This is a genomic window from uncultured Roseicyclus sp. (assembly GCF_937892565.1).
Lineage (GTDB): Bacteria > Pseudomonadota > Alphaproteobacteria > Rhodobacterales > Rhodobacteraceae > Roseicyclus.
Window position 1 is genome coordinate 1 of sequence record NZ_CALAHQ010000061.1, and the last position, 17,794, is coordinate 17,794.

General features: G+C 63.5%; 21 protein-coding genes. 9 read left to right on the forward strand and 12 right to left on the reverse strand.

The annotated features are described in order from the left end of the window. Positions 1–103: 103 nt before the first annotated feature. The 6 genes from Q0094_RS07970 to gap (Q0094_RS07995) all read right to left on the reverse strand — a co-directional run bounded on the left by Q0094_RS07970 (position 104) and on the right by gap (Q0094_RS07995) (position 5,320). Positions 104–397, reverse strand: a complete 294-nt coding sequence (locus tag Q0094_RS07970; protein WP_297617488.1) for a septum formation initiator family protein — start codon at positions 395–397, stop codon at positions 104–106. 137 nt (positions 398–534) lie between these two features. Next, positions 535–1,425: a fructose bisphosphate aldolase gene (locus tag Q0094_RS07975; protein WP_297617491.1), complete on the reverse strand. Its 891-nt coding sequence runs from the start codon at positions 1,423–1,425 to the stop codon at positions 535–537. A gap of 85 nt (positions 1,426–1,510) precedes the next feature. Beyond that, positions 1,511–2,695 (reverse strand): phosphoglycerate kinase, encoded by a 1,185-nt coding sequence (locus tag Q0094_RS07980; RefSeq protein WP_297617494.1) that lies wholly within the window; start codon positions 2,693–2,695, stop codon positions 1,511–1,513. Positions 2,696–2,883: 188 nt separating this feature from the next. Beyond that, the gene (gap, locus tag Q0094_RS07985; RefSeq protein WP_297617497.1) at positions 2,884–3,888 is read right to left on the reverse strand and encodes a type I glyceraldehyde-3-phosphate dehydrogenase; all 1,005 of its coding nucleotides are present in this window, start codon (positions 3,886–3,888) and stop codon (positions 2,884–2,886) included. Between the two features lie 123 nt (positions 3,889–4,011). Next, positions 4,012–4,155: a hypothetical protein gene (locus tag Q0094_RS07990; protein ID WP_297617500.1), complete on the reverse strand. Its 144-nt coding sequence runs from the start codon at positions 4,153–4,155 to the stop codon at positions 4,012–4,014. A gap of 160 nt (positions 4,156–4,315) precedes the next feature. Continuing rightward, positions 4,316–5,320 carry a type I glyceraldehyde-3-phosphate dehydrogenase gene (gene gap / locus Q0094_RS07995; RefSeq protein WP_297617503.1) on the reverse strand — a complete coding sequence of 335 codons (1,005 nt, stop codon included), beginning with the start codon at positions 5,318–5,320 and terminating at the stop codon, positions 4,316–4,318. Positions 5,321–5,573: 253 nt separating this feature from the next. Here gap (Q0094_RS07995) and Q0094_RS08000 point away from each other — a divergent pair, with 253 nt between their 5' ends. Together Q0094_RS08000 and rnd are read left to right on the forward strand one after the other, a co-directional pair. Further along, positions 5,574–6,002: a DUF2267 domain-containing protein gene (locus Q0094_RS08000; protein WP_297617507.1), complete on the forward strand. Its 429-nt coding sequence runs from the start codon at positions 5,574–5,576 to the stop codon at positions 6,000–6,002. A gap of 123 nt (positions 6,003–6,125) precedes the next feature. Then, complete coding sequence (gene rnd / locus Q0094_RS08005; RefSeq protein ID WP_297617510.1) at positions 6,126–7,304, forward strand: ribonuclease D; 1,179 nt, start codon at positions 6,126–6,128, stop codon at positions 7,302–7,304. A gap of 26 nt (positions 7,305–7,330) precedes the next feature. Here rnd and Q0094_RS08010 read toward each other — a convergent pair whose 3' ends face one another. Then, complete coding sequence (locus Q0094_RS08010; RefSeq protein ID WP_297617513.1) at positions 7,331–7,777, reverse strand: hypothetical protein; 447 nt, start codon at positions 7,775–7,777, stop codon at positions 7,331–7,333. A 132-nt stretch (positions 7,778–7,909) separates the two neighbouring features. On the opposite strand from Q0094_RS08010, the gene Q0094_RS08015 reads away from it, so the two are divergent. Beyond that, positions 7,910–8,338: a SufE family protein gene (locus Q0094_RS08015; RefSeq protein WP_297617516.1), complete on the forward strand. Its 429-nt coding sequence runs from the start codon at positions 7,910–7,912 to the stop codon at positions 8,336–8,338. 108 nt (positions 8,339–8,446) lie between these two features. Here the strand turns inward: Q0094_RS08015 and Q0094_RS08020 are convergent, their stop codons facing one another. The 5 genes from Q0094_RS08020 to Q0094_RS08040 all read right to left on the reverse strand — a co-directional run bounded on the left by Q0094_RS08020 (position 8,447) and on the right by Q0094_RS08040 (position 12,508). Then, on the reverse strand, positions 8,447–9,076 hold the full coding sequence (locus tag Q0094_RS08020; protein ID WP_297617519.1) for a DUF1638 domain-containing protein: 630 nt from the start codon (positions 9,074–9,076) through the stop codon (positions 8,447–8,449). A gap of 7 nt (positions 9,077–9,083) precedes the next feature. After that, positions 9,084–9,971 carry an EamA family transporter gene (locus Q0094_RS08025; RefSeq protein ID WP_297617522.1) on the reverse strand — a complete coding sequence of 296 codons (888 nt, stop codon included), beginning with the start codon at positions 9,969–9,971 and terminating at the stop codon, positions 9,084–9,086. 160 nt (positions 9,972–10,131) lie between these two features. Further along, positions 10,132–10,839 (reverse strand): B12-binding domain-containing protein, encoded by a 708-nt coding sequence (locus tag Q0094_RS08030; RefSeq protein WP_297617524.1) that lies wholly within the window; start codon positions 10,837–10,839, stop codon positions 10,132–10,134. Positions 10,840–11,008: 169 nt separating this feature from the next. Further along, entirely contained in the window at positions 11,009–12,025 is a 1,017-nt protein-coding gene (bmt, locus tag Q0094_RS08035) for a betaine--homocysteine S-methyltransferase (RefSeq protein ID WP_297617527.1), read from the reverse strand. 168 nt (positions 12,026–12,193) lie between these two features. Then, positions 12,194–12,508 carry a DUF1476 domain-containing protein gene (locus tag Q0094_RS08040; RefSeq protein WP_297617529.1) on the reverse strand — a complete coding sequence of 105 codons (315 nt, stop codon included), beginning with the start codon at positions 12,506–12,508 and terminating at the stop codon, positions 12,194–12,196. A 174-nt stretch (positions 12,509–12,682) separates the two neighbouring features. Between Q0094_RS08040 and purC the strand changes: the two genes are divergently transcribed. The 6 genes from purC to Q0094_RS08070 all read left to right on the forward strand — a co-directional run. Then, complete coding sequence (gene purC / locus Q0094_RS08045; RefSeq protein ID WP_297617531.1) at positions 12,683–13,444, forward strand: phosphoribosylaminoimidazolesuccinocarboxamide synthase; 762 nt, start codon at positions 12,683–12,685, stop codon at positions 13,442–13,444. Positions 13,445–13,505: 61 nt separating this feature from the next. Continuing rightward, positions 13,506–13,736: a phosphoribosylformylglycinamidine synthase subunit PurS gene (gene purS, locus Q0094_RS08050; RefSeq protein WP_297617534.1), complete on the forward strand. Its 231-nt coding sequence runs from the start codon at positions 13,506–13,508 to the stop codon at positions 13,734–13,736. After that, complete coding sequence (locus tag Q0094_RS08055) at positions 13,736–14,776, forward strand: alcohol dehydrogenase catalytic domain-containing protein (protein WP_297617537.1); 1,041 nt, start codon at positions 13,736–13,738, stop codon at positions 14,774–14,776. The genes purS and Q0094_RS08055 overlap by 1 nt, the downstream gene beginning before the upstream one ends. 18 nt (positions 14,777–14,794) lie before the next feature. After that, the gene (purQ, locus tag Q0094_RS08060; RefSeq protein WP_297617540.1) at positions 14,795–15,463 is read left to right on the forward strand and encodes a phosphoribosylformylglycinamidine synthase subunit PurQ; all 669 of its coding nucleotides are present in this window, start codon (positions 14,795–14,797) and stop codon (positions 15,461–15,463) included. Positions 15,464–15,611: 148 nt separating this feature from the next. After that, positions 15,612–17,282: an ATP-binding protein gene (locus Q0094_RS08065; protein ID WP_297617546.1), complete on the forward strand. Its 1,671-nt coding sequence runs from the start codon at positions 15,612–15,614 to the stop codon at positions 17,280–17,282. Positions 17,283–17,300: 18 nt separating this feature from the next. Beyond that, positions 17,301–17,794, forward strand: a 494-nt coding sequence (locus Q0094_RS08070) for a sigma-54-dependent Fis family transcriptional regulator (RefSeq protein WP_297617543.1), incomplete at its 3' end; no start/stop codon positions are given.

Below are 17,794 nucleotides of genomic sequence, written 5' to 3' on the forward strand. Positions count from 1 at the left end.
GGCGCAAAGCTGCCGTTCGCGCCGGGTGGCGGGGTCCGGGATGCGTTTGTCGGGAAAGATGAAGGTGCAGCGCCCGCGTCAGTCGCGGTTGCATCAGCCATGGTCAGGGCAGGATGATCTCGTCGGCGCGGGCATAGCCCAGAACATCGCGCAGCTGCTGGTCGAGCAGGTCGATGTCAAGGAATTCATCCGACAGGCGGCGGGTCAGATGCTCCATCCGGGCGACCTCGGCCGCGATTTCGGCGCGCTGGCTGTCCAGACGGGCGGCTTCGGCCTCGATCTGGATGCGCTGGAACAGGCCGTACTGACCCTGAACAGCGGTAAAGGTGAAATGCGCCCCGATGAACAGCAAGGCCACAGGCAGGATCAATCCGCCGAGTGTTCTGCTGTGCGTCATGCCGAAACTGCCCTTGCCCATATGTGCTACAGCCCTCTTGCGGGGCATTTGCAGAATCGTCGCACATTGATTCCTAAAAGGGAATCCCTCTTTCGAGAGGAAATCCCACTTTCTTGGCACCCAAGCGGGCCTGACGTTCAGCAGATCGATGCAGCGTGGATCGCGTCGATCGCAAGGGCGAGCGCGGCGTTGAATTCGGCATCGGTCTGTGTCGTTGACAAGCCTTCGGTCAAGGCGCGCGAAAAGCTAGCGATCATGCCCGGATTGGCGGAAAGCCGGGCACAGGCGTCTTGACGGCTGTAGCCCCCCGACAGCGCCACGACACGCAAGACCCGCGGGTGGGCGATCAGCGGCGCATAAAGGCCCGGCTTGGTGGGAATGGTCAGCTTCAGCATGACCATCTGGCCCTCGGGGATCGCGTCAAGCCCTTTGAGAAGCTCGGCCAAAAGGATCGCCTCGGCCTCGGCCTTGTCGGGGGCGTTGATATCAACCTCGGGCTCAAGGATCGGGACAAGCCCCTTGGCCAGCACGGTCAAGCCCAGATCGATCTGCTGGGCCACGATATCGGCAATGCCCCCCGCATTGGCGCCAAGGATCACCGAGCGCTGCTTGGTTCCAAAGATGCCATGCGCAACCGCCCGATCCAGGAGCGCATCCAGACCCGCGATGTCCTTGAGCATCTGCACGCCATTGGCCGCTGTCTCAAGACCCTTGTCGATCTTGAGGAACGGCACCACGCGCTTGTCTTCCCACAGATAGCGGGCCGAGGGCTTGCCCTCGATCATGCGGTCCATGGTCATTTCGAACAAGATCGCGCCGATCACCTTGTCGCCGCGAAAGGCGGGCGCCGTCGCGATGCGCGCGCGCATGGCATGCATCAGGTCGAACATCTCGGCCTCGGTGGCATAGTCCGTGTCAGCCACACCATAGAGCCGCAGCGCCTTGGGGGTGGATCCGCCCGATTGGTCGAGTGCCGCGATAAAGCCCGGTGCATTCTGCATCTGGCGGGTCATGGCATCTCGGGACATCGGCATACTCCTTTGGGGCAACAGGTTTCGACCCTCCATGCCAAAGGCATGTGCGCCTGTCCATCATGGTGGCGCAAACAACCGCTCAGCTTGCGTCGTGCAACGCCGCGACACCGGGAAGGGTCTTGCCCTCCATCCATTCCAGAAAGGCACCGCCCGCGGTGGAAACATAGCTGAACGCGCCGCCCACACCGGCATGATTGAGGGCGGCCACGGTATCGCCGCCGCCCGCGACCGACACCAGCCAGCCGCCATCGGTCAGCCGCGCCGCAGCCCGCGCTGCCGCATTGGTGCCCGCATCAAAGGGCGCGATCTCAAAGGCACCAAGCGGGCCGTTCCAGATCAGGGTCTTTGCCCCCTCCAACACATCAATGATGCGCGCGACCGTCTGGGGGCCCGCATCGAGGATCATATCATCGCCGGAAACATCGTCGATCCCCAGGATGCGATGGGGCGCGCCTGCGGCAAAAGCCTTGGCGACCACCACATCCAGGGGCAAGATGATCTTGCACCCTGTCGCTTGCGCGCCATCCATGATCTTGCGCGCGGTCTGGGCCAGATCATGCTCGCACAGCGACCGGCCCACATCATGGCCAAGTGCCGCCAGAAAGGTATTGGCCATTCCGCCGCCGATGATCAGGGCGTCGACCTTGCGCGTCAGATTCGACAACAGATCAAGCTTGGTGGAAATCTTGGCGCCGCCCACCACCGCCACCAACGGGCGCAACGGCTTGCCAAGCGCGGCGTCGAGCGCGGCAAGTTCCGCCGCCATCAGCCGCCCCGCGCAAGACGGCATGAGCCGCGCCACCCCTTCGGTCGAAGCATGCGCGCGATGGGCGGCGGAAAAGGCATCGTTGCAATAGACATCGCCCAAGCTGGCCAGCTCTTGCGCCAGCGCAGGATCATTTTGTTCCTCACCGGGGTGAAAGCGGATGTTTTCCAAAAGCACCACATCGCCCGGCCCCATCGCGGCCACCGCCGCAGCCCGGTCGCCCGCAGCAAACAGCACCTTTTGCCCCAGCGCCGCCTCCAGCGCGGGCAATGTCACGGCCAGCGACATCTCGGGCACGACCTTGCCCTTGGGGCGGTCGAAATGGGCCAGAAGCACGGGCTTGCCGCCCTTGGCCAGAATATCGCGGATGGTGGGCACGATGCGTTGGATGCGCGTGTCGTCGGTGACGCGGCCCTCCTGCACGGGCACGTTGATGTCCACCCGCACCAGCACGACCTTGCCGCGCAGATCCATGTCATCGAGGGTTTTCCAGCTCATAACGGCCTCCGTCGCACCACCAGCGCGGTGGTCTTAACATGTGCGATGTGACGTGCCAGAGACTTCGATGCCCCCGGCGGGCGTATTTTTCGAACGGTAAAGATCAGGGCTGCGGGCGACAGCGAACAATTTTAATCAAATTGCCCTTCATCTTTCCAGAAATACGCACATCCCACAGGTGCCATCCCTCACAGGTGCTTGCCCATCTCGACCGCCGTGTCCGCCATGCGGTTCGAAAAGCCCCATTCATTGTCATACCAGCTCAGCACACGGCACAGATTGCCATCCATCACCTTGGTCTGGTCGGTGGCAAAGACCGACGAATGGGGATCGTGGTTGAAATCCTGGCTCACCAGCTTGTCATCGGTGACACCCAGAATGCCCTTGAGCGCGCCGCTGCCGGCGGCGGTGCGGATTGCCGTGTTGATCTCGTCGGCGGTGGTGGCGCGCGCCGCCTCAAAGGTCAGGTCGACCACCGAAACATTGGGCGTGGGCACCCGGATCGCCACCCCGTCAAGCTTGCCATCCAGTTCGGGCAGCACCAGACCGACCGCCTTGGCCGCCCCGGTCGAGGTGGGGATCATGCTGAGGGCAGCGGCACGCGCGCGGTAAAGATCGGCATGCATCGTGTCGAGCGTGGGCTGGTCGCCCGTGTAGCTGTGGATCGTCGTCATGAAGCCGCGCGTAATTCCGATGGCCCGATGCAGCACATGGGCCACGGGGGCCAGGCAATTGGTGGTGCAAGATGCGTTCGACACGATCACGTCATCGCGCGTCAGCGTCTTGTGGTTCACGCCATAGACGATGGTCTTGTCCGCGCCCTTTGAGGGGGCCGAGACCAGCACCCGCCTGGCCCCGTTTTGCAGATGCACCGCCGCCTTGTCGCGATCGGTGAAGATGCCGGTGCATTCGAGCACGATATCGACATCCCCCCACGGCAGCTCGGCCGGGTTGCGGATCGCCGTCACCGCAATCGGGCCGCGGCCCACATCGATGCTGTGCGCGGTGGTGGTGACGGTGGCGGGAAAGCGGCCATGCACGCTGTCAAAACGCAACAAATGGGCGTTGGTCTCGACCGGGCCCAGATCATTGATTGCGATCACCTCGATATCGTGGCGATCCGCTTCCACGATGGCGCGCAACACATTGCGCCCAATCCGTCCGAACCCGTTGATGGCGACCTTAATGGCCATGTCACGCCCTTTCCATTGTTTCGGAAACCGGGGGTGGCGCTGGCTTGCCGCCGCAGCGCCCCGCCGGTCATGTTACCGCTAACATGGATGCTTCTAGCCGGGACCATCCGGAAATGAAAGGGGTCAGCGCCAAAAGGCGAGCCAGTTCAGCAAATCGGCAAATCGGCGCGCCAGAAACAGCGACACCTGCCAATCCCACAGCGCAGCATCCAAGGCCAAGAACCCCGCGATGCAGACCGCCAGAAAGACTGCCAAGCCGTTGGTCATTGCCGCCCTCGTCCGTTACGCGGCAAGCCTGCCATGCGCGCGGCACGCGGCAAAGAGGAATATGCGCGCCACGCACTGCCACAAGGGCGGGAAAAACACACCCGCGCGCGCCCTGTCTGGGCCGTGCGCGGGTGCGGGCGGTCTCACAGATGCGCGATGCTCAGTGCAGCAACCGACCCATCGCGGCCGAAACATCGGCCATGCGCGCGGAAAATCCCCACTCATTGTCATACCATGCCAGCACCCGCACAGTACGCCCACCCACCACCTTGGTCTGGTCCGGCGCAAAGATCGACGAATAGGTGGTATGATTGAAATCGATCGAGACCTTGGGTTCGGGATCATAGGACAGGATCGAACGCATATGGCCTTCGGCGGCTTCGCGGACGATCTCGTTGACATCGTGCACGCTTACGCTGCGCCCGGCCTCGAAGGTCAGATCGACGCAAGACACATTGGGCGTTGGTACCCGCAGGGCGGTGCCGTCCAGCCGGCCGTCCAGTTCCGGCAGCACCTCTTTCAAGGCCTTGGCGGCACCTGTCGAGGTGGGGATCATCGCCATGGCGGCGGCACGCGCGCGGTAAAGATCCTTGTGGCGGCGGTCGAGCGTGGGCTGGTCGCCCGTGTAGCTGTGGATCGTGGTCATGATCCCGCGTTCGATGCCGATGGCGTCGTTGAGCACCTTGGCCAGAGGTGCCAGACAGTTGGTGGTGCAAGACCCGTTCGAGACGACATGATGATCGGCCAGCAGTTCGCGGTGGTTCACGCCATAGACGATGGTCTTGTCGACATGTTTGGCCGGTGCCGAGATCAGCACGCGCTTGGCGCCGCGCGTCAGATGAACAGCGGCCGCAGCGCGGTTGTTGAAATTGCCCGTGCATTCCAGAACGACATCACAGCCATCCCAATCCAGTTCCGCCGGATCATAGGTGGAAAACACCTTCATCGGCCCGCGACCCAGATCCATCGTGTCGCCCTGCACGCGCACCTCGCCGGGAAAGCGGCCATGCACGCTGTCGTAGCGCAGCAGATGGGCATTTGTCTCGATGGGGCCGGTGGCGTTGATCTTGACCACCTGAACATCGTTGCGGCCTGCTTCGGTGATATGGGCCAGCGTGCAGCGCCCGATGCGTCCGAAACCATTGATGCCAAGGGTGATGGTCATGGGAATCCTCGTGCCGGTCCGCGTGTGTACTGACCCTTCGCATACCGAAGCATGCCATGCGGGCCAAGGAAAAAGCGCGCCCTTTTGGGATGTTAGCGTAACCGTTAGCGGCACCATCGCCGCTTTGCTCTAACAAGGCGCCGCCTGCGCCCGGTGTTTGTTCAGTGACATTGATCAAGGCGCGACGGCGCGGGCCGTGCTTGGGTGGGCGCAAGGGGGCGGTGGCCCGCCACGATCAGAAGGAGCGACAGCCATGAGCGCGCTTGGGCTCAAGATCATCGACGAATCCGTTCAACAGGCGAATATCTGGATCAACGAGGTGGATTACCGCGTCGGGCTGGTGAACAAGCAACGCGCCTATCGTCTGCTTCGGGCGGTGCTTCAGGCCCTGCGCGACCAGCTTTCCCCTGACGAGGCCGCGCAGCTTTCCGCCCAGTTGCCGATCTTCGTGCGCGGCATCTTCTACGAAGGCTACGACCCGTCGCGCACCCCGGCCGCCATCCGCAGCAAGGCGGATTTCCTGGCCCGCGTGCTGGCCATTTTCGGCCCGGAACCCCCCGAAGACATCGAGGCGGCCATCGGATCGGTTTTTGACGTGCTTGATGCGCGGGTATCCGAAGGCGAGATGGCACAGGTGCGCGGTTGCCTGACGCGCGATGTGCAGGCACTTTTTGACGATTGAGGGGCGCATCGGGCGATGCGTCGGGGCGGGCTTGTTTCCCGGCGCGGGGCCTTGTCGGCATGGGCCCCCTTTTCTTTCTTGCGCGTCTCGCCTATGCGGGGCCGTCCCGCGCCATGGCGGGCGGTGAAAAAGACCACTGCATTGACCGAGATCTTGACCACAACCGAAGCGCTCGCAGCATTCTGCGCCAAGGCCGCTGCAGGCCCTTACGTCACTGTCGATACCGAATTCCTGCGCGAGCGGACCTATTTCGCTCAGCTTTGCCTTGTGCAACTGGCCTTGCCCGGACAGGGGGATGGCGGCGCGGTTCTGGTTGACCCCATGGTCGAGGGGCTCAGCCTTGAGCCGCTCTATGCGTTGTTTCGTGATCCCGCTGTGGTCAAGGTGTTTCATGCCGCGCGGCAAGATCTCGAGATTTTTCATGTCGAAGGCGGCGTGGTTCCAAGCCCTCTGTTTGACACGCAAGTCGCTGCCATGGTCTGTGGTTTTGGCGATCAGGTCGGCTATGAGACCTTGGTGCGCAAGATCGCGCGCGCCAATCTGGATAAATCGTCGCGCTTTACCGATTGGTCGCGTCGCCCGCTGACCGAGGCCCAGAAAACCTATGCCTTGGCCGATGTGACCCATCTGCGGCAGATCTACGAATATCTGACTGCCGAACTGGCGCGCACGGGGCGCAGGCAATGGCTGGAAGAAGAGCTGGCCCAACTGACCGATGCGTCAAGCTATGTCGTGGATCCCGATGAGGCATGGCAGCGTCTGAAGCTGCGCAGCGGGTCTGGCCGGACGCTGGCGATCGCGCGTGAATTGGCCGCCTTCCGCGAACGCTATGCGCAAGACAAGAACATTCCCCGCTCGCGCGTGATCAAGGATGACGCGCTGATCGAACTGGCATCGACCAAGCCGCGCACTTTGGCGGATCTGTCGAAATCGCGCCTGTTGCTGCGGGATGCCCGCAAGGGCGAGATTGCCGAAGGTCTGGTGGCGGCCGTGTGTCGGGGTCTGGACCAGCCCGCCGACAAGGCCCCCGAATTGCCCGAAGGACGCGATCGTTCCAACCTCAACAGCGCGTTGGCCGATCTGTTGCGGGTGCTGCTCAAGGCCAAGGCAGAAGAGGCGGGCGTGGCAGCCAAGTTGATCGCCTCCTCCTCGGATCTTGATGATATCGCCTGCGGCGAACATGACGGCATCTGGGCCACGGGCTGGCGGCGCGACGTGTTTGGCAATGACGCCTTGCGCCTGCTCAGGGGCGAGATTGCCCTGTCGGCCAAAGGTGACAGGGTGCGGATCGTTCCGGTCTGACCGCGCGCGCCCCGAGCGCCCCGCCCCTAACGACGGCTGACGCTGCGGCGGTTTTCTGCGCCGATCACCGTGATGGTGCGGATCCCGACAAGCTCAAGGGTCGACAGCGCAAGCCCCGTGATCACTTCGCGCGACTGTGGCGTGCCCGCCGCGGTGGCGGTTCCAGGCGGAAAGGCGCGCAATTCATAGACCAGTGTGTCGCCGCTGCGTTGCACCTCGACCAGACTGGCCTCCCAATAGCCTTGAGCGGGCGGGCGCCCCATGACGCGCAAGATGGCGCCCTGAGCCGTGGGCGCGATGGCAAGATCGACGACCTCGGCCACCAAGGGGCGCGGGTCGGTGGGGGCGGTTTGTATGATGTCGCTGCTCACACGCGTCTCACGATCCGCACCGAACCAGTTGAACGGATTGAGCCGGGTGCCGCAGCCCGCAAGGCTTGTCATCAGGGCGAGGGCTAGGATCGCGCGCAGCATCGGGGCCTCCGTGTCTCGATAGCCTCTCTGTGCTAGCCTAGGCAGGATGCAAAGAAAAGCCGCCTCTGGACCTTGGGCCGCCTGGGGCCTAGGACAGGGGCGACAGCAACACCCCGCCCGGAGACTGCCCAAATGGCCAGCGCCGCTTTTGAAGAGATCGCGGAAACCTTTGAATTCCTCGAGGATTGGGAAGAGCGCTATCGCCATGTGATCGATTTGGGCAAATCGATGGCCCCGCTGGATGACGCTTTCAAGGTGCCTGCCACCAAGGTCGATGGCTGCGCCAGCCAGGTGTGGATCTTGCCGCAGATCGACGGGCAGGGGCCGCAGGCGGTGTTCCGGTTTCAGGGCGAAAGCGATGCGATGATCGTGCGCGGGCTGATCGCGGTGCTGCATGCGCTGTACGACGGGCTGAGCTTGGCCGACGTAGTGCGCGTGGATGCGGCGGGCGAATTGGCGCGCTTGGGGCTGAACGATCACCTTTCGGCGCAACGCTCGAACGGCGTGCGCGCGATGATCGAGCGGATCCGATCCTTGGCTGCTGAAAAGCTGTCGGCCTGAGTGGCGCCAGCCTTTTGCAAAAGGCTGGCCGGCCCTTGCAAGGGCCGGTGCCACGTCCTTGCAAGGACGTGGGTCAAGAGCCTTGCAAGGCTCTTGCCACCGCTCCGATCAAAGCGCGCGCATCGCCCGTTCCAGATCCCCATACCCGGTGAAGCGTCGCTCGAAATCCAGCTTCAGGAACGATGCGCAAGCCTTTGCTTTTTCGGTAAGTTCCGGATCATCCGTCTGGGCCTGATAGACCAGCTTGGTGTAATTGCCGAAATACATGTCGCGCAGTTGCGGAAAGCGGTCCAAGCCCAGCGGGCGGGTGACGAAGGCATCGAATTGGCGCACCAGAAAATCGGTCAGGTAAAAAGCCGTCATCTCGCCTTGCGCGGCGAAAGCCGCGTTGCCTTCGAAAAAGCTGTAGCAATGGGGTCCTTCCAACAGGCCTACGCCCAATCGGTCGCAAGTGGCCTGAAGCAGCCCACCGGTGCCGCAATCGGCGTAGAGCACGAACACCTGCGCATAATCCTTGCCCCGTGCGGTCACGGCGGCCTCGACCGCGTCGGGGATGCGTTCGGGGTGGTTGTGCAAGATTGCCGGCAGGCACTGAAGATCCAGATGATCCCAGCCATTCGCGGCCTTGAGATCGAGCACCTCGCGCGCCAAGGCGCCGCAACCGATCAACAAGACGCGCCCGCCCCCTTGGGCGGCAAGGCCGGTTTCGAGCAGGGATTGATCATCGAGCATGGTCATCTGTCCATCATGGCGCGGGTGGGCGGCGGCGCATAGCCCCCCGCGCAAAAAGCCGTGGTCCCAGAACAGCCAGCGCCAGACCCGACAAGACCACGGCGCCCGCCATGGCCTCGGGGCCGGTGATACGCTCACCCAGCACGAGGGCTGCCGTGGCCATGCCGACCAGCGGGATCATCAGCGCAAAGGGTGTGACCATGGCAGCGCGGTGCCGCGACATCAGCGTGCCCCAGATCGAATAGCCCACCACGGTGGAAATCAGCGCCACATAAATCACCGCCAGCCATCCCTTGAGGCTGAGTGCCGCGATCTCCGCAAGCGGCGCATCGGTTTCGATGAGCATCGACAGCCCCACCATCGGCAGGGGCGGCACCAGACAAGCCCAAAGAAACAGCGCCAGCATATCGACGCCGGGCAAACGGCGCAGCACCAGATTGCCCACTGCCCAGCACAACGCCCCGCACAAGATCAGGCCCAGACCCGAAAGCGTGATGTTGCCCCCCGACATCAATCCAAACCCCGCAAGGCCCAGCACGGCCAGCGCGATGCCCAAGCCCTGAACCAGCGCCACCCGTTCGCCAAAGAAGATCCACGCCATCACGATCGTCATCGGCACCTGGCTCTGGATGATCAGCGACGCCAGCCCCGCGCTGGTGCCAGCGGTCAGCCCGCTGAACAAAAAGGCGAATTGCCCCATATTGATCAGCGCGCCCACCGCGATGATCGCGGGCCAGCTGGCCGGACGGGGAAAAAGGAACAACAGCGGGATCAAGATCGCAAAGCGCAGCCCCACGAACAAGAGCGGCGGCAGTTCTTCCAAGCCCAGCTTCATGCCGGTGAAATTCGATCCCCAGGCCAGGATCACCACCATCACAAGCGCAATGTCACGCGGCGGCATCAGTTTGGGCTGCCGGGTTGGCGGGCTGTGGATGGGGGCATCATGGGCTGAGAAAACGCCGCCCCCCGGCAAGGCGCAACGGGGCGCGCGGATCGGGAAAAACGACAAGGCCCGGTCGCATGGACCGGGCCTTGTGTCTGTTTGGGTTGTGCGCCCATGATCAGGCGCGGGCGGCCATCTGGTTGTGGCGGCGCAGGACGAATTCCTTGGCCGTTTCCACCGCCACGGCGGCATCGCGGCAATAGGCGTCGGCGCCGATCGCGCGGCCAAATTCCTCGTTCAGCGGCGCACCACCGACCAGGATGATGTAATCGTCGCGGATGCCCTTGTCCTTCATCGTGTCGATCACGACCTTCATGTAGGGCATGGTGGTGGTCAAAAGCGCCGACATGCCAAGGATATCGGCCCCTTCGCGCTCGAGCGCGCCGAGATAGTTTTCCACAGCATTGTTGATGCCGAGATCGACGACCTCAAAGCCTGCGCCCTCCATCATCATGCCGACAAGGTTCTTGCCGATGTCGTGGATGTCGCCCTTGACGGTGCCGATCACCATTTTTCCGATGCGCGGCGCGCCGGTTTCCACGAGGAGCGGTTTCAGGATCGCCATGCCGCCCTTCATCGCGTTGGCGGCCATCAGCACTTCGGGAACAAACAAGATGCCGTCACGGAAATCATTGCCCACGATCGTCATGCCGCCGACCAGGGCCTTGGTCAGGACGTCATAGGGCGTCCAGCCACGGTCCAGAAGGATATGAACCGATTCCTCGATCTCTTCCTTCAGACCATCATAGAGATCATCATACATCTGGCCGACCAGCTCGTCATCGTCGAGCTCGGAAAGGATGATGTCGTCACCGGTATCGGACATGGGCACGTCTCCTGTCGCTCTGGCCCCGCGCAAGGCGCGTCAAGGGCTTGTCGTAGTGCAATTGCGGATTTCAAAATGTCGAATTGCGACATGACCAAAGCGCGCTGCGACGCGGGGCAGGGGCGCGCGCGATTTTATGGCTTTGGTCAACATGATGGCGGCCTGCCCGTCAGTCGCGTCCGCGTCGCCGGCTGCTGCGCTCGCGGGTCGGGGCGTTGCCGTCTGTGCCGTCCGAACCCGAGGAAAACCCACCCAGTTCCGCGGTGATCTGCTCGAGGGTCGGGGCCTCGCTGCGCGGGGTGTTTTCCAGCGCTGCGCGCATCGCGCGCAGATGCTCGGGCGTGGTGCCGCAGCAGCCACCGATGATCGTGGCGCCACTATCGCGCGCCAGCACCGCATAGCGCGCCATCAATTCGGGCGTGCCGTCGTAATGGATATGGCCATCATGGTATTTCGGGATGCCGGCATTGCCCTTGGCGATCACCGGGCGTTCGGACCCACAGGCGCGAAAGCCCAAGACCGTGCGCAACAGATCGGAGGCACCGACGCCACAATTGGCGCCAAAGGCCAAGGGGGCATGGGCCAGCTTTTCGACCATCTCGGCCATGCCTGCCGAGGTCAGGCCCATCATCGTGCGCCCGGCGGTGTCAAAGCTCATCGTGCCGCACCACGCCATGCCCGCGCGCGCGCAGCCTTCGGCGGCGGCGGCGTATTCCTCGGGCGCGCTGATGGTTTCGACCCACGCCACATCGGCCCCGCCATCGCGCAGTCCTTCGGCCTGTTCATGGAACATCTCGACGGCGGCGGCATGGGTGAGCGTGCCCATCGGTGCCATGATCTCGCCCGTGGGGCCCATCGAGCCCGCCACGATCACGCGCCGCCCCGATGCATCGGCCACCTCGCGGCCGATTTCGGCGGCCAGCTTGTTGAGGCTGTAGCAGCGATCTTGCGCATTGTGCAGCTTGAGCCGCGACCGGGTGCCGCCAAAGGAATTGGTCAGAAAGATATCAGACCCCGCATCGACGGCGCCCTTGTAGAGGGCGGCGATGCGGTCGGGGTGGTCTTCGTTCCACAGTTCCGGCGCATCGCCCGAAGACAGGCCCATGTTGAACAGCGTCGTGCCTGTCGCGCCATCGGCCATCAGCCAGTCGCGGGTTGCCAGAAGCTGGGTCAGCGGGTTGGTCATCTTGGGTCTCCGTCACGGGGTCATCGCGCGACGCTCACATGGACGTGCGGCGCGTTATGAACAAGGTGCAAAATCTGCATGACCTTTATGAAAATCATTCATGAAAAAAATGTAAAACGGCCCCGCCAACAGGCAGGGCCGTTCTGCGTGATCCATGGGTGGGGTGGTTCAGCGCCCATCCATGAGCTGTGCCTTGGCTTCGGCCAGAAACGCGTCGTATTTGCGGCGCAGATCCGCCTCGGGCACACGCCCGCCCAGATCGGCGATCAGCTTGCGCATGACATCTTCGTGGCCGGCTTCCTCGAAATCGGCCTTCACCACGTCCTTGGCATAGGCTTCGGCGTCTTCGCCGGATTTGCCCAAGATGTCGGCGACCCAAAGGCCCATCAGCTTGTTGCGCCGGGCCTCGGCGCGAAACTGCATCTCCTGATCATGGGCGAACTTGTTTTCGAACGCGTTTTCGCGATCTTCAAAGGTCGTCATTGGCCTCTCCGTGCTGCATGAGTGCTATCGAAAGTTGTATTTGGGGGCCATCTTGCGCCCTTGCAAGCGCCGATCCCGCGCTTTGCTTGCGACACAGCGCGCTTTGCCCTATAGCCCGCTTCAAAGACGGAGGGTGCGACCCCCGCCCCCCCACCCACCGACCCCGGAGACAGCATGGCACGGCGCAAGAAGGTCTACGAAGGCAAGGCCAAGATCCTCTATGAAGGCCCCGAGCCAGGCACCCTGGTGCAGTATTTCAAGGATGACGCCACCGCCTTCAACGCCGAGAAGCGTGCGACGGTCGAGGGCAAGGGTGTGTTGAACAACCGCCTGTCGGAATTCTTCATGACCGGGTTGAATTCGGTCGGGGTGCCCACGCATTTCATCCGCCGGCTGAACATGCGCGAGCAATTGATCCGCGCGGTCGAGATCATTCCGCTTGAGGTGGTGGTGCGCAATGTTGCGGCAGGCTCGATCTCCAAGCGGCTTGGCATCGATGAGGGCACGCCGCTGCCGCGCCCGATCGTTGAGTTCTATTTCAAGAACGACGAACTGGGCGACCCCATGGTCAGCGAAGAGCATATCATCGCCTTTGGCTGGGCCAGCCAGCAGGATATGGACGACATGATCAGCCTTGCGCTGAGGGTCAATGATTTCCTGTCGGGGCTGATGCTGGGGGTCGGCATCAAGCTGGTGGATTTCAAGATCGAGATCGGCCGCGTCTGGGACAATGATTACATGCGCCTGATCATCGCCGATGAGATCAGCCCCGATTCGTGCCGCTTGTGGGATATCGAAACCGGCCAGAAGCTGGACAAGGACGTGTTCCGCCGCGATCTGGGCAATCTGGCCGATGCCTATACCGAGGTGGCGCGGCGTCTGGGCGTGATGCCGCAGCGTGAGCCCCCCGTGACCAAGCCCACGCTGATCAACTGAAGCCGGGCGCCCGGTTGCGGGCGCCGCATGCGTATTTCTGGAAAGATGAAGGGGCGGGTGCATGAAGGCCACCGTGACCGTGATGTTGAAATCGGGTGTTCTTGATCCGCAGGGTGAGGCGGTGAAGGCAGCGCTGGGTGCGATGGGCTTTGCGGGCGTTCAGGGCGTGCGGCAGGGCAAGGTGATCGAGCTTGATCTGGCGCCCGGCACGACGCAGGCCGATGTGACGGCGATGTGCGAAAAGCTGCTCGCCAATACGGTGATCGAAAGCTACCGGGTGGAGATGGCGTGATGTTGGCCGCGCGGCTGACAGGCTGGCGCAAGCTGGAGATCGCCGATCTTGCCGAACCGCGCTGCCCCGAGGATGGGGTGGTGCTAGAGGTGCTGGCCTGCGGCATCTGCCGGTCCGATTGGCATGCCTGGAGCGGCGCCGACCCCGATGTGCAGTTGCCCCATGTGCCCGGTCACGAGTTTTGCGGCGTGATCGTGCAGGCCGGGCCCGGCGTGGCGCGCTGGCGCAAGGGGGATCGGGTGATTGCCCCCTTCATTCTGGCCTGCGGGCGGTGCCGCGATTGTCAGCAGGGCCATCAGACGATCTGCGCCACGCAGGTCGTGCCAGGCTTTACCTGTGACGGGGCCTTTGCCGAACGGATCGCCGTGGCGCATGCCGATGCCAATCTGGTCGCACTGCCCGACGGGATGGACCCCGCACTTGCCGCGGCGCTGGGCTGCCGGGTCACGACCGCGTGGCACGCGCTGACGGGGCGTGCCGCACTCCGGCCCGGGGAATGGCTGGGCATCTGGGGGGGCGGCGGCGTTGGCATGGCGGCCCTGATGCTGGCGCGCGCGATGGGCGCGCGGGTGGCTGTGGCCGATGTGGTGGCCGAAAAGCTGGACAACGCGCGCGCGCTCGGCGCCGAGGTGACCATCGATGCGCGCAGCGCTGACCCGGCCGAGGCCATGCGCATGGCAACGGGCGGCGGCGTTCATGTGGCCATCGAGGCCTTGGGCATCGCCGAGACCGCCGAAAACGCGCTCCGGTCGCTGCGCAAGATGGGCCGCATGGTACAGGTGGGCATGCCTGCGGGCGATCATACGCGCTTTTCCTTGCCCTGGGACCGGGTCTATTCCGGGCAACTGGCCATTTTCGGCACGCGCGGCATGCCCGCGCATCGCTACCCGTCGCTTCTGGCCTTTCTGGAGGCGACCCGGCTCGATCTGAGCCCGATGATCGCGCGCCGTGTGGCCCTGTCGGACACCAGCGCCGAGCTGGCCCTGTTTGACGGTGCCGCGCCGCCCGGCGTGGCCGTGATCACCGATTTCACCCGCTGACGCCTGAAAGGATACCCCATGCGCGCCGCCGTTCTTGTTTTCCCCGGCTCCAATTGCGACCGCGATCTGGCTGTGGCGTTTCGTGCCGCGGGCTTTGAGACCCATATGGTCTGGCACAAGGACAGCGCGCTGCCCGAGGGCATCGATGTCGTGGGTGTACCGGGGGGCTTTTCTTTTGGCGATTATCTGCGCTGCGGCGCCATCGCGGCGCAAGCGCCGATCATGCGGGCGGTGGGCGTGCATGCGGCGCGCGGCGGTTATGTCTTGGGCGTTTGCAACGGCTTTCAGGTCTTGTGTGAAACCCGGCTTTTGCCCGGTGTCTTGATGCGCAATGCCGGGCTGAAATTCATGTGCCGCCAGCAAGGGCTGGTGGTGGCCACGACCGACAGCGCCTTTACCGCGGCCTATACGCCCGGCCAGCGCATCACGGTGCCGATCGCCCATCACGATGGCAATTATGCCGCCGACGCCGAAACGCTGGCCCGGCTTCAGGGTGAGGACCGGATCGCGTTTCGCTACATCGACAATCCCAATGGCGCGATGGCCGATATTGCGGGCATTCTGAGCGCCAATCGCCGGGTTCTGGGCTTGATGCCCCATCCCGAGCGGGCGATGGAGCCGGCACAGGGCGGCAGCGATGGGGCGGTCTTGTTGCGCGGCTTGGCCGAGGCGCTGGTCGCGGCATGAGCGCGCGCGCCGCTTGAGCGCGGACCCGCGGCACCCTAAGCTGCCGGTCATGGGCATCATCGACACGCAAGCCGCACCAGAGCATCATCAGCGCCGCCGGACCTGGGCGTTGCGCGGGCTGGTCGTGCTGTTTCTTGCATTGGCAGCGATGACGATATCGGTGTCGAACTCTTACCTGACGCAGCGCTACACCGAAACGACGCGCAACCGTGCCGAAATCCGCCTGGCCATCTATTCCGGCAATCTGCAATCGGAACTGCAGCGCCATTCGGTGGTGCCGCTTCTTTTGGCGCGCGATCCGGTTCTGATCCGGTCGCTGGAGACATCGGGCTATCTTGAAACCAGCGCACGGCTGATTTCCTATGTCGAGGAAATCGGCGCGGCCTCGCTGATGTTGCTGGATCGTGGCGGGCGGGTGGTGGCGGCCACCGACCGCGAAAGATTGGGTCAAGGACGGCGCACGGACCCGTTCTTCGTCGAGGCGGTGCGGTCGGCGGAAACGGTTTTCACGTCCAACGAACCAGAAACCGGGCGCTTTGATTTCACGTTTTCGCGCGCGATCCGGGCGCAAGACAACCGCCTGTTGGGCGTCATCGTGGTCGAGGTCGATCTGGCCCGCCTGATCGATCGCTGGCGCGGTGTGTCAGAGGCGATCTTTTTGACCAACAGCGAAGGCGCAATCATCTTGTCGACCGAACCGCGCTGGCGTGGCCGCAGCGAAGACGAGGCGCTGGCGCTGCAACCGGTGCAGACGGCCATCCAGCGGGCGTGGCAAGCCACGGGGGATTTTGCCTTTGGCGAAATGCGCCCGGCCTTTTTCGATGCCGACATGATCCGGCTCGAGGCACGGATCCCGTTTCGCGGGTGGCGCATCGTCAGCTACACGGCCTACACCTCGGTGCGCGAACGCGTGAATGCGGTCTTGTCGCTGCAGATCATGGGCTTTGCGCTGCTGCTGGCGGGGGGCTTCTATGTCTTGGGCCGCCGCGAGCGGGTGCAATCGGCACGGTTGCTGCGGGAATCGGCGGAATTGCGCCGGTTGAATGCGCGCCTGCAGCGCGAGATCGCGGAACGCCAAAGGGTCGAGCGGACATTGGAAGAGGCAGAGCAAAGCTTGGCGCAAAGCCAGAAATTGGCGGTTCTGGGCGAAATGTCGGCCGCCGTCAGCCATGAATTGAACCAACCGCTGGCGGCGATGAAGACCTATCTTGCGGGGGCCAAACTGCTTTTGCAGCGCAAGCGCGTGGAAGAGGCCGCGTCGAGCTTCCAGCGGATCGACGATCTGATCGACCGGATGGCCGCGATCACGCGGCAGCTCAAATCCTATGCCCGCAAGGGCAGCGAGGCGCTGGAACCTGTCGATTTGCGCGATGCGCTGAAGGGCGCGCTGACGATGATGGAGCCGCAATTGCGCACCACACGCGTCGAGATCAGCCAGAATCTTCCACGCCGGCGCGTCATGGTCATGGCCGACCGGCTCCGGCTTGAGCAGGTGATCATCAACCTGTTGCGCAACGCGATGGATGCGCTGCGCGATGTCGATCGGCGCGAGATGGACCTGTTGATCGCCGAGGGCGAAGAGGCGGTGCTGAGTGTGCGCGACAATGGCAAGGGGATCGAGGATCTCGATGCGCTGTTCGAACCTTTCTACACCACCAAGAAACCCGGCGAGGGGGTGGGGCTGGGCTTGGCCATTTCATCGGGTATCATCACCGATTTTGGCGGGCGGTTGACCGCGCGCAATGGCGAGACCGGCGGCGCAGTGTTCGAAATCCGCTTGCCACTGCTGTCGGGCAGCGGCGTCAGGGCGGCTCAGTGATACGAAAGGACGGCGCAGATGAAGATCGCGATTGTAGATGACGAACAGGACATGCGCCAATCGATCAGCCAATGGCTGGCGCTGTCGGGGTTCGAGACCGAAACCTTTGCCTCCGCCGAAGAGGCGCTCAAGGTCGTGGGCGCGGATTGGCCGGGGGTGGTTGTCAGCGATGTGCGCATGCCCGGCATGGATGGCATGGCGCTGCTCAAGCGGTTGATGGGGGTGGATAGTGGCCTGCCGGTGATCATGATCACCGGACATGGCGATGTGCCCATGGCGGTCGAAGCGATGCGAATCGGCGCCTATGATTTTCTGGAAAAGCCCTTCAACCCCGAACGGATGACCGAACTGGCCAAGCGGGCCGGCCAACAGCGGCGGCTGACGCTCGACAATCGTGCGCTCAGGCGCGAATTGTCCGATGGCACGGTCTTGATGCGCAAGCTGATCGGCACCAGCGCGGTGATGGACCGCCTGCGCGAGGATATCCTTGATCTGGGTCAGGCGGATGGTCA

Bases quoted from the DNA above. Each gene is read 5' to 3' on its own strand.
- Q0094_RS08065 (WP_297617546.1), top strand. From the start codon at position 15,612: ATGACGATATCGGTGTCGAACTCTTACCTGACGCAGCGCTACACCGAA.
- Q0094_RS08055 (WP_297617537.1), top strand. From the start codon at position 13,736: ATGTTGGCCGCGCGGCTGACAGGCTGGCGCAAGCTGGAGATCGCCGAT.
- Q0094_RS07970 (WP_297617488.1), bottom strand. From the start codon at position 397: ATGACGCACAGCAGAACACTCGGCGGATTGATCCTGCCTGTGGCCTTG.
- Q0094_RS08000 (WP_297617507.1), top strand. From the start codon at position 5,574: ATGAGCGCGCTTGGGCTCAAGATCATCGACGAATCCGTTCAACAGGCG.
- gap (WP_297617503.1), bottom strand. From the start codon at position 5,320: ATGACCATCACCCTTGGCATCAATGGTTTCGGACGCATCGGGCGCTGC.
- purQ (WP_297617540.1), top strand. From the start codon at position 14,795: ATGCGCGCCGCCGTTCTTGTTTTCCCCGGCTCCAATTGCGACCGCGAT.
- Q0094_RS07980 (WP_297617494.1), bottom strand. From the start codon at position 2,695: ATGAGCTGGAAAACCCTCGATGACATGGATCTGCGCGGCAAGGTCGTG.
- gap (WP_297617497.1), bottom strand. From the start codon at position 3,888: ATGGCCATTAAGGTCGCCATCAACGGGTTCGGACGGATTGGGCGCAAT.
- Q0094_RS08010 (WP_297617513.1), bottom strand. From the start codon at position 7,777: ATGCTGCGCGCGATCCTAGCCCTCGCCCTGATGACAAGCCTTGCGGGC.
- Q0094_RS07975 (WP_297617491.1), bottom strand. From the start codon at position 1,425: ATGTCCCGAGATGCCATGACCCGCCAGATGCAGAATGCACCGGGCTTT.
- Q0094_RS08015 (WP_297617516.1), top strand. From the start codon at position 7,910: ATGGCCAGCGCCGCTTTTGAAGAGATCGCGGAAACCTTTGAATTCCTC.
- Q0094_RS08025 (WP_297617522.1), bottom strand. From the start codon at position 9,971: ATGCCGCCGCGTGACATTGCGCTTGTGATGGTGGTGATCCTGGCCTGG.
- Q0094_RS08020 (WP_297617519.1), bottom strand. From the start codon at position 9,076: ATGACCATGCTCGATGATCAATCCCTGCTCGAAACCGGCCTTGCCGCC.
- purS (WP_297617534.1), top strand. From the start codon at position 13,506: ATGAAGGCCACCGTGACCGTGATGTTGAAATCGGGTGTTCTTGATCCG.
- bmt (WP_297617527.1), bottom strand. From the start codon at position 12,025: ATGACCAACCCGCTGACCCAGCTTCTGGCAACCCGCGACTGGCTGATG.
- purC (WP_297617531.1), top strand. From the start codon at position 12,683: ATGGCACGGCGCAAGAAGGTCTACGAAGGCAAGGCCAAGATCCTCTAT.
- Q0094_RS08030 (WP_297617524.1), bottom strand. From the start codon at position 10,839: ATGTCCGATACCGGTGACGACATCATCCTTTCCGAGCTCGACGATGAC.
- Q0094_RS07990 (WP_297617500.1), bottom strand. From the start codon at position 4,155: ATGACCAACGGCTTGGCAGTCTTTCTGGCGGTCTGCATCGCGGGGTTC.
- Q0094_RS08040 (WP_297617529.1), bottom strand. From the start codon at position 12,508: ATGACGACCTTTGAAGATCGCGAAAACGCGTTCGAAAACAAGTTCGCC.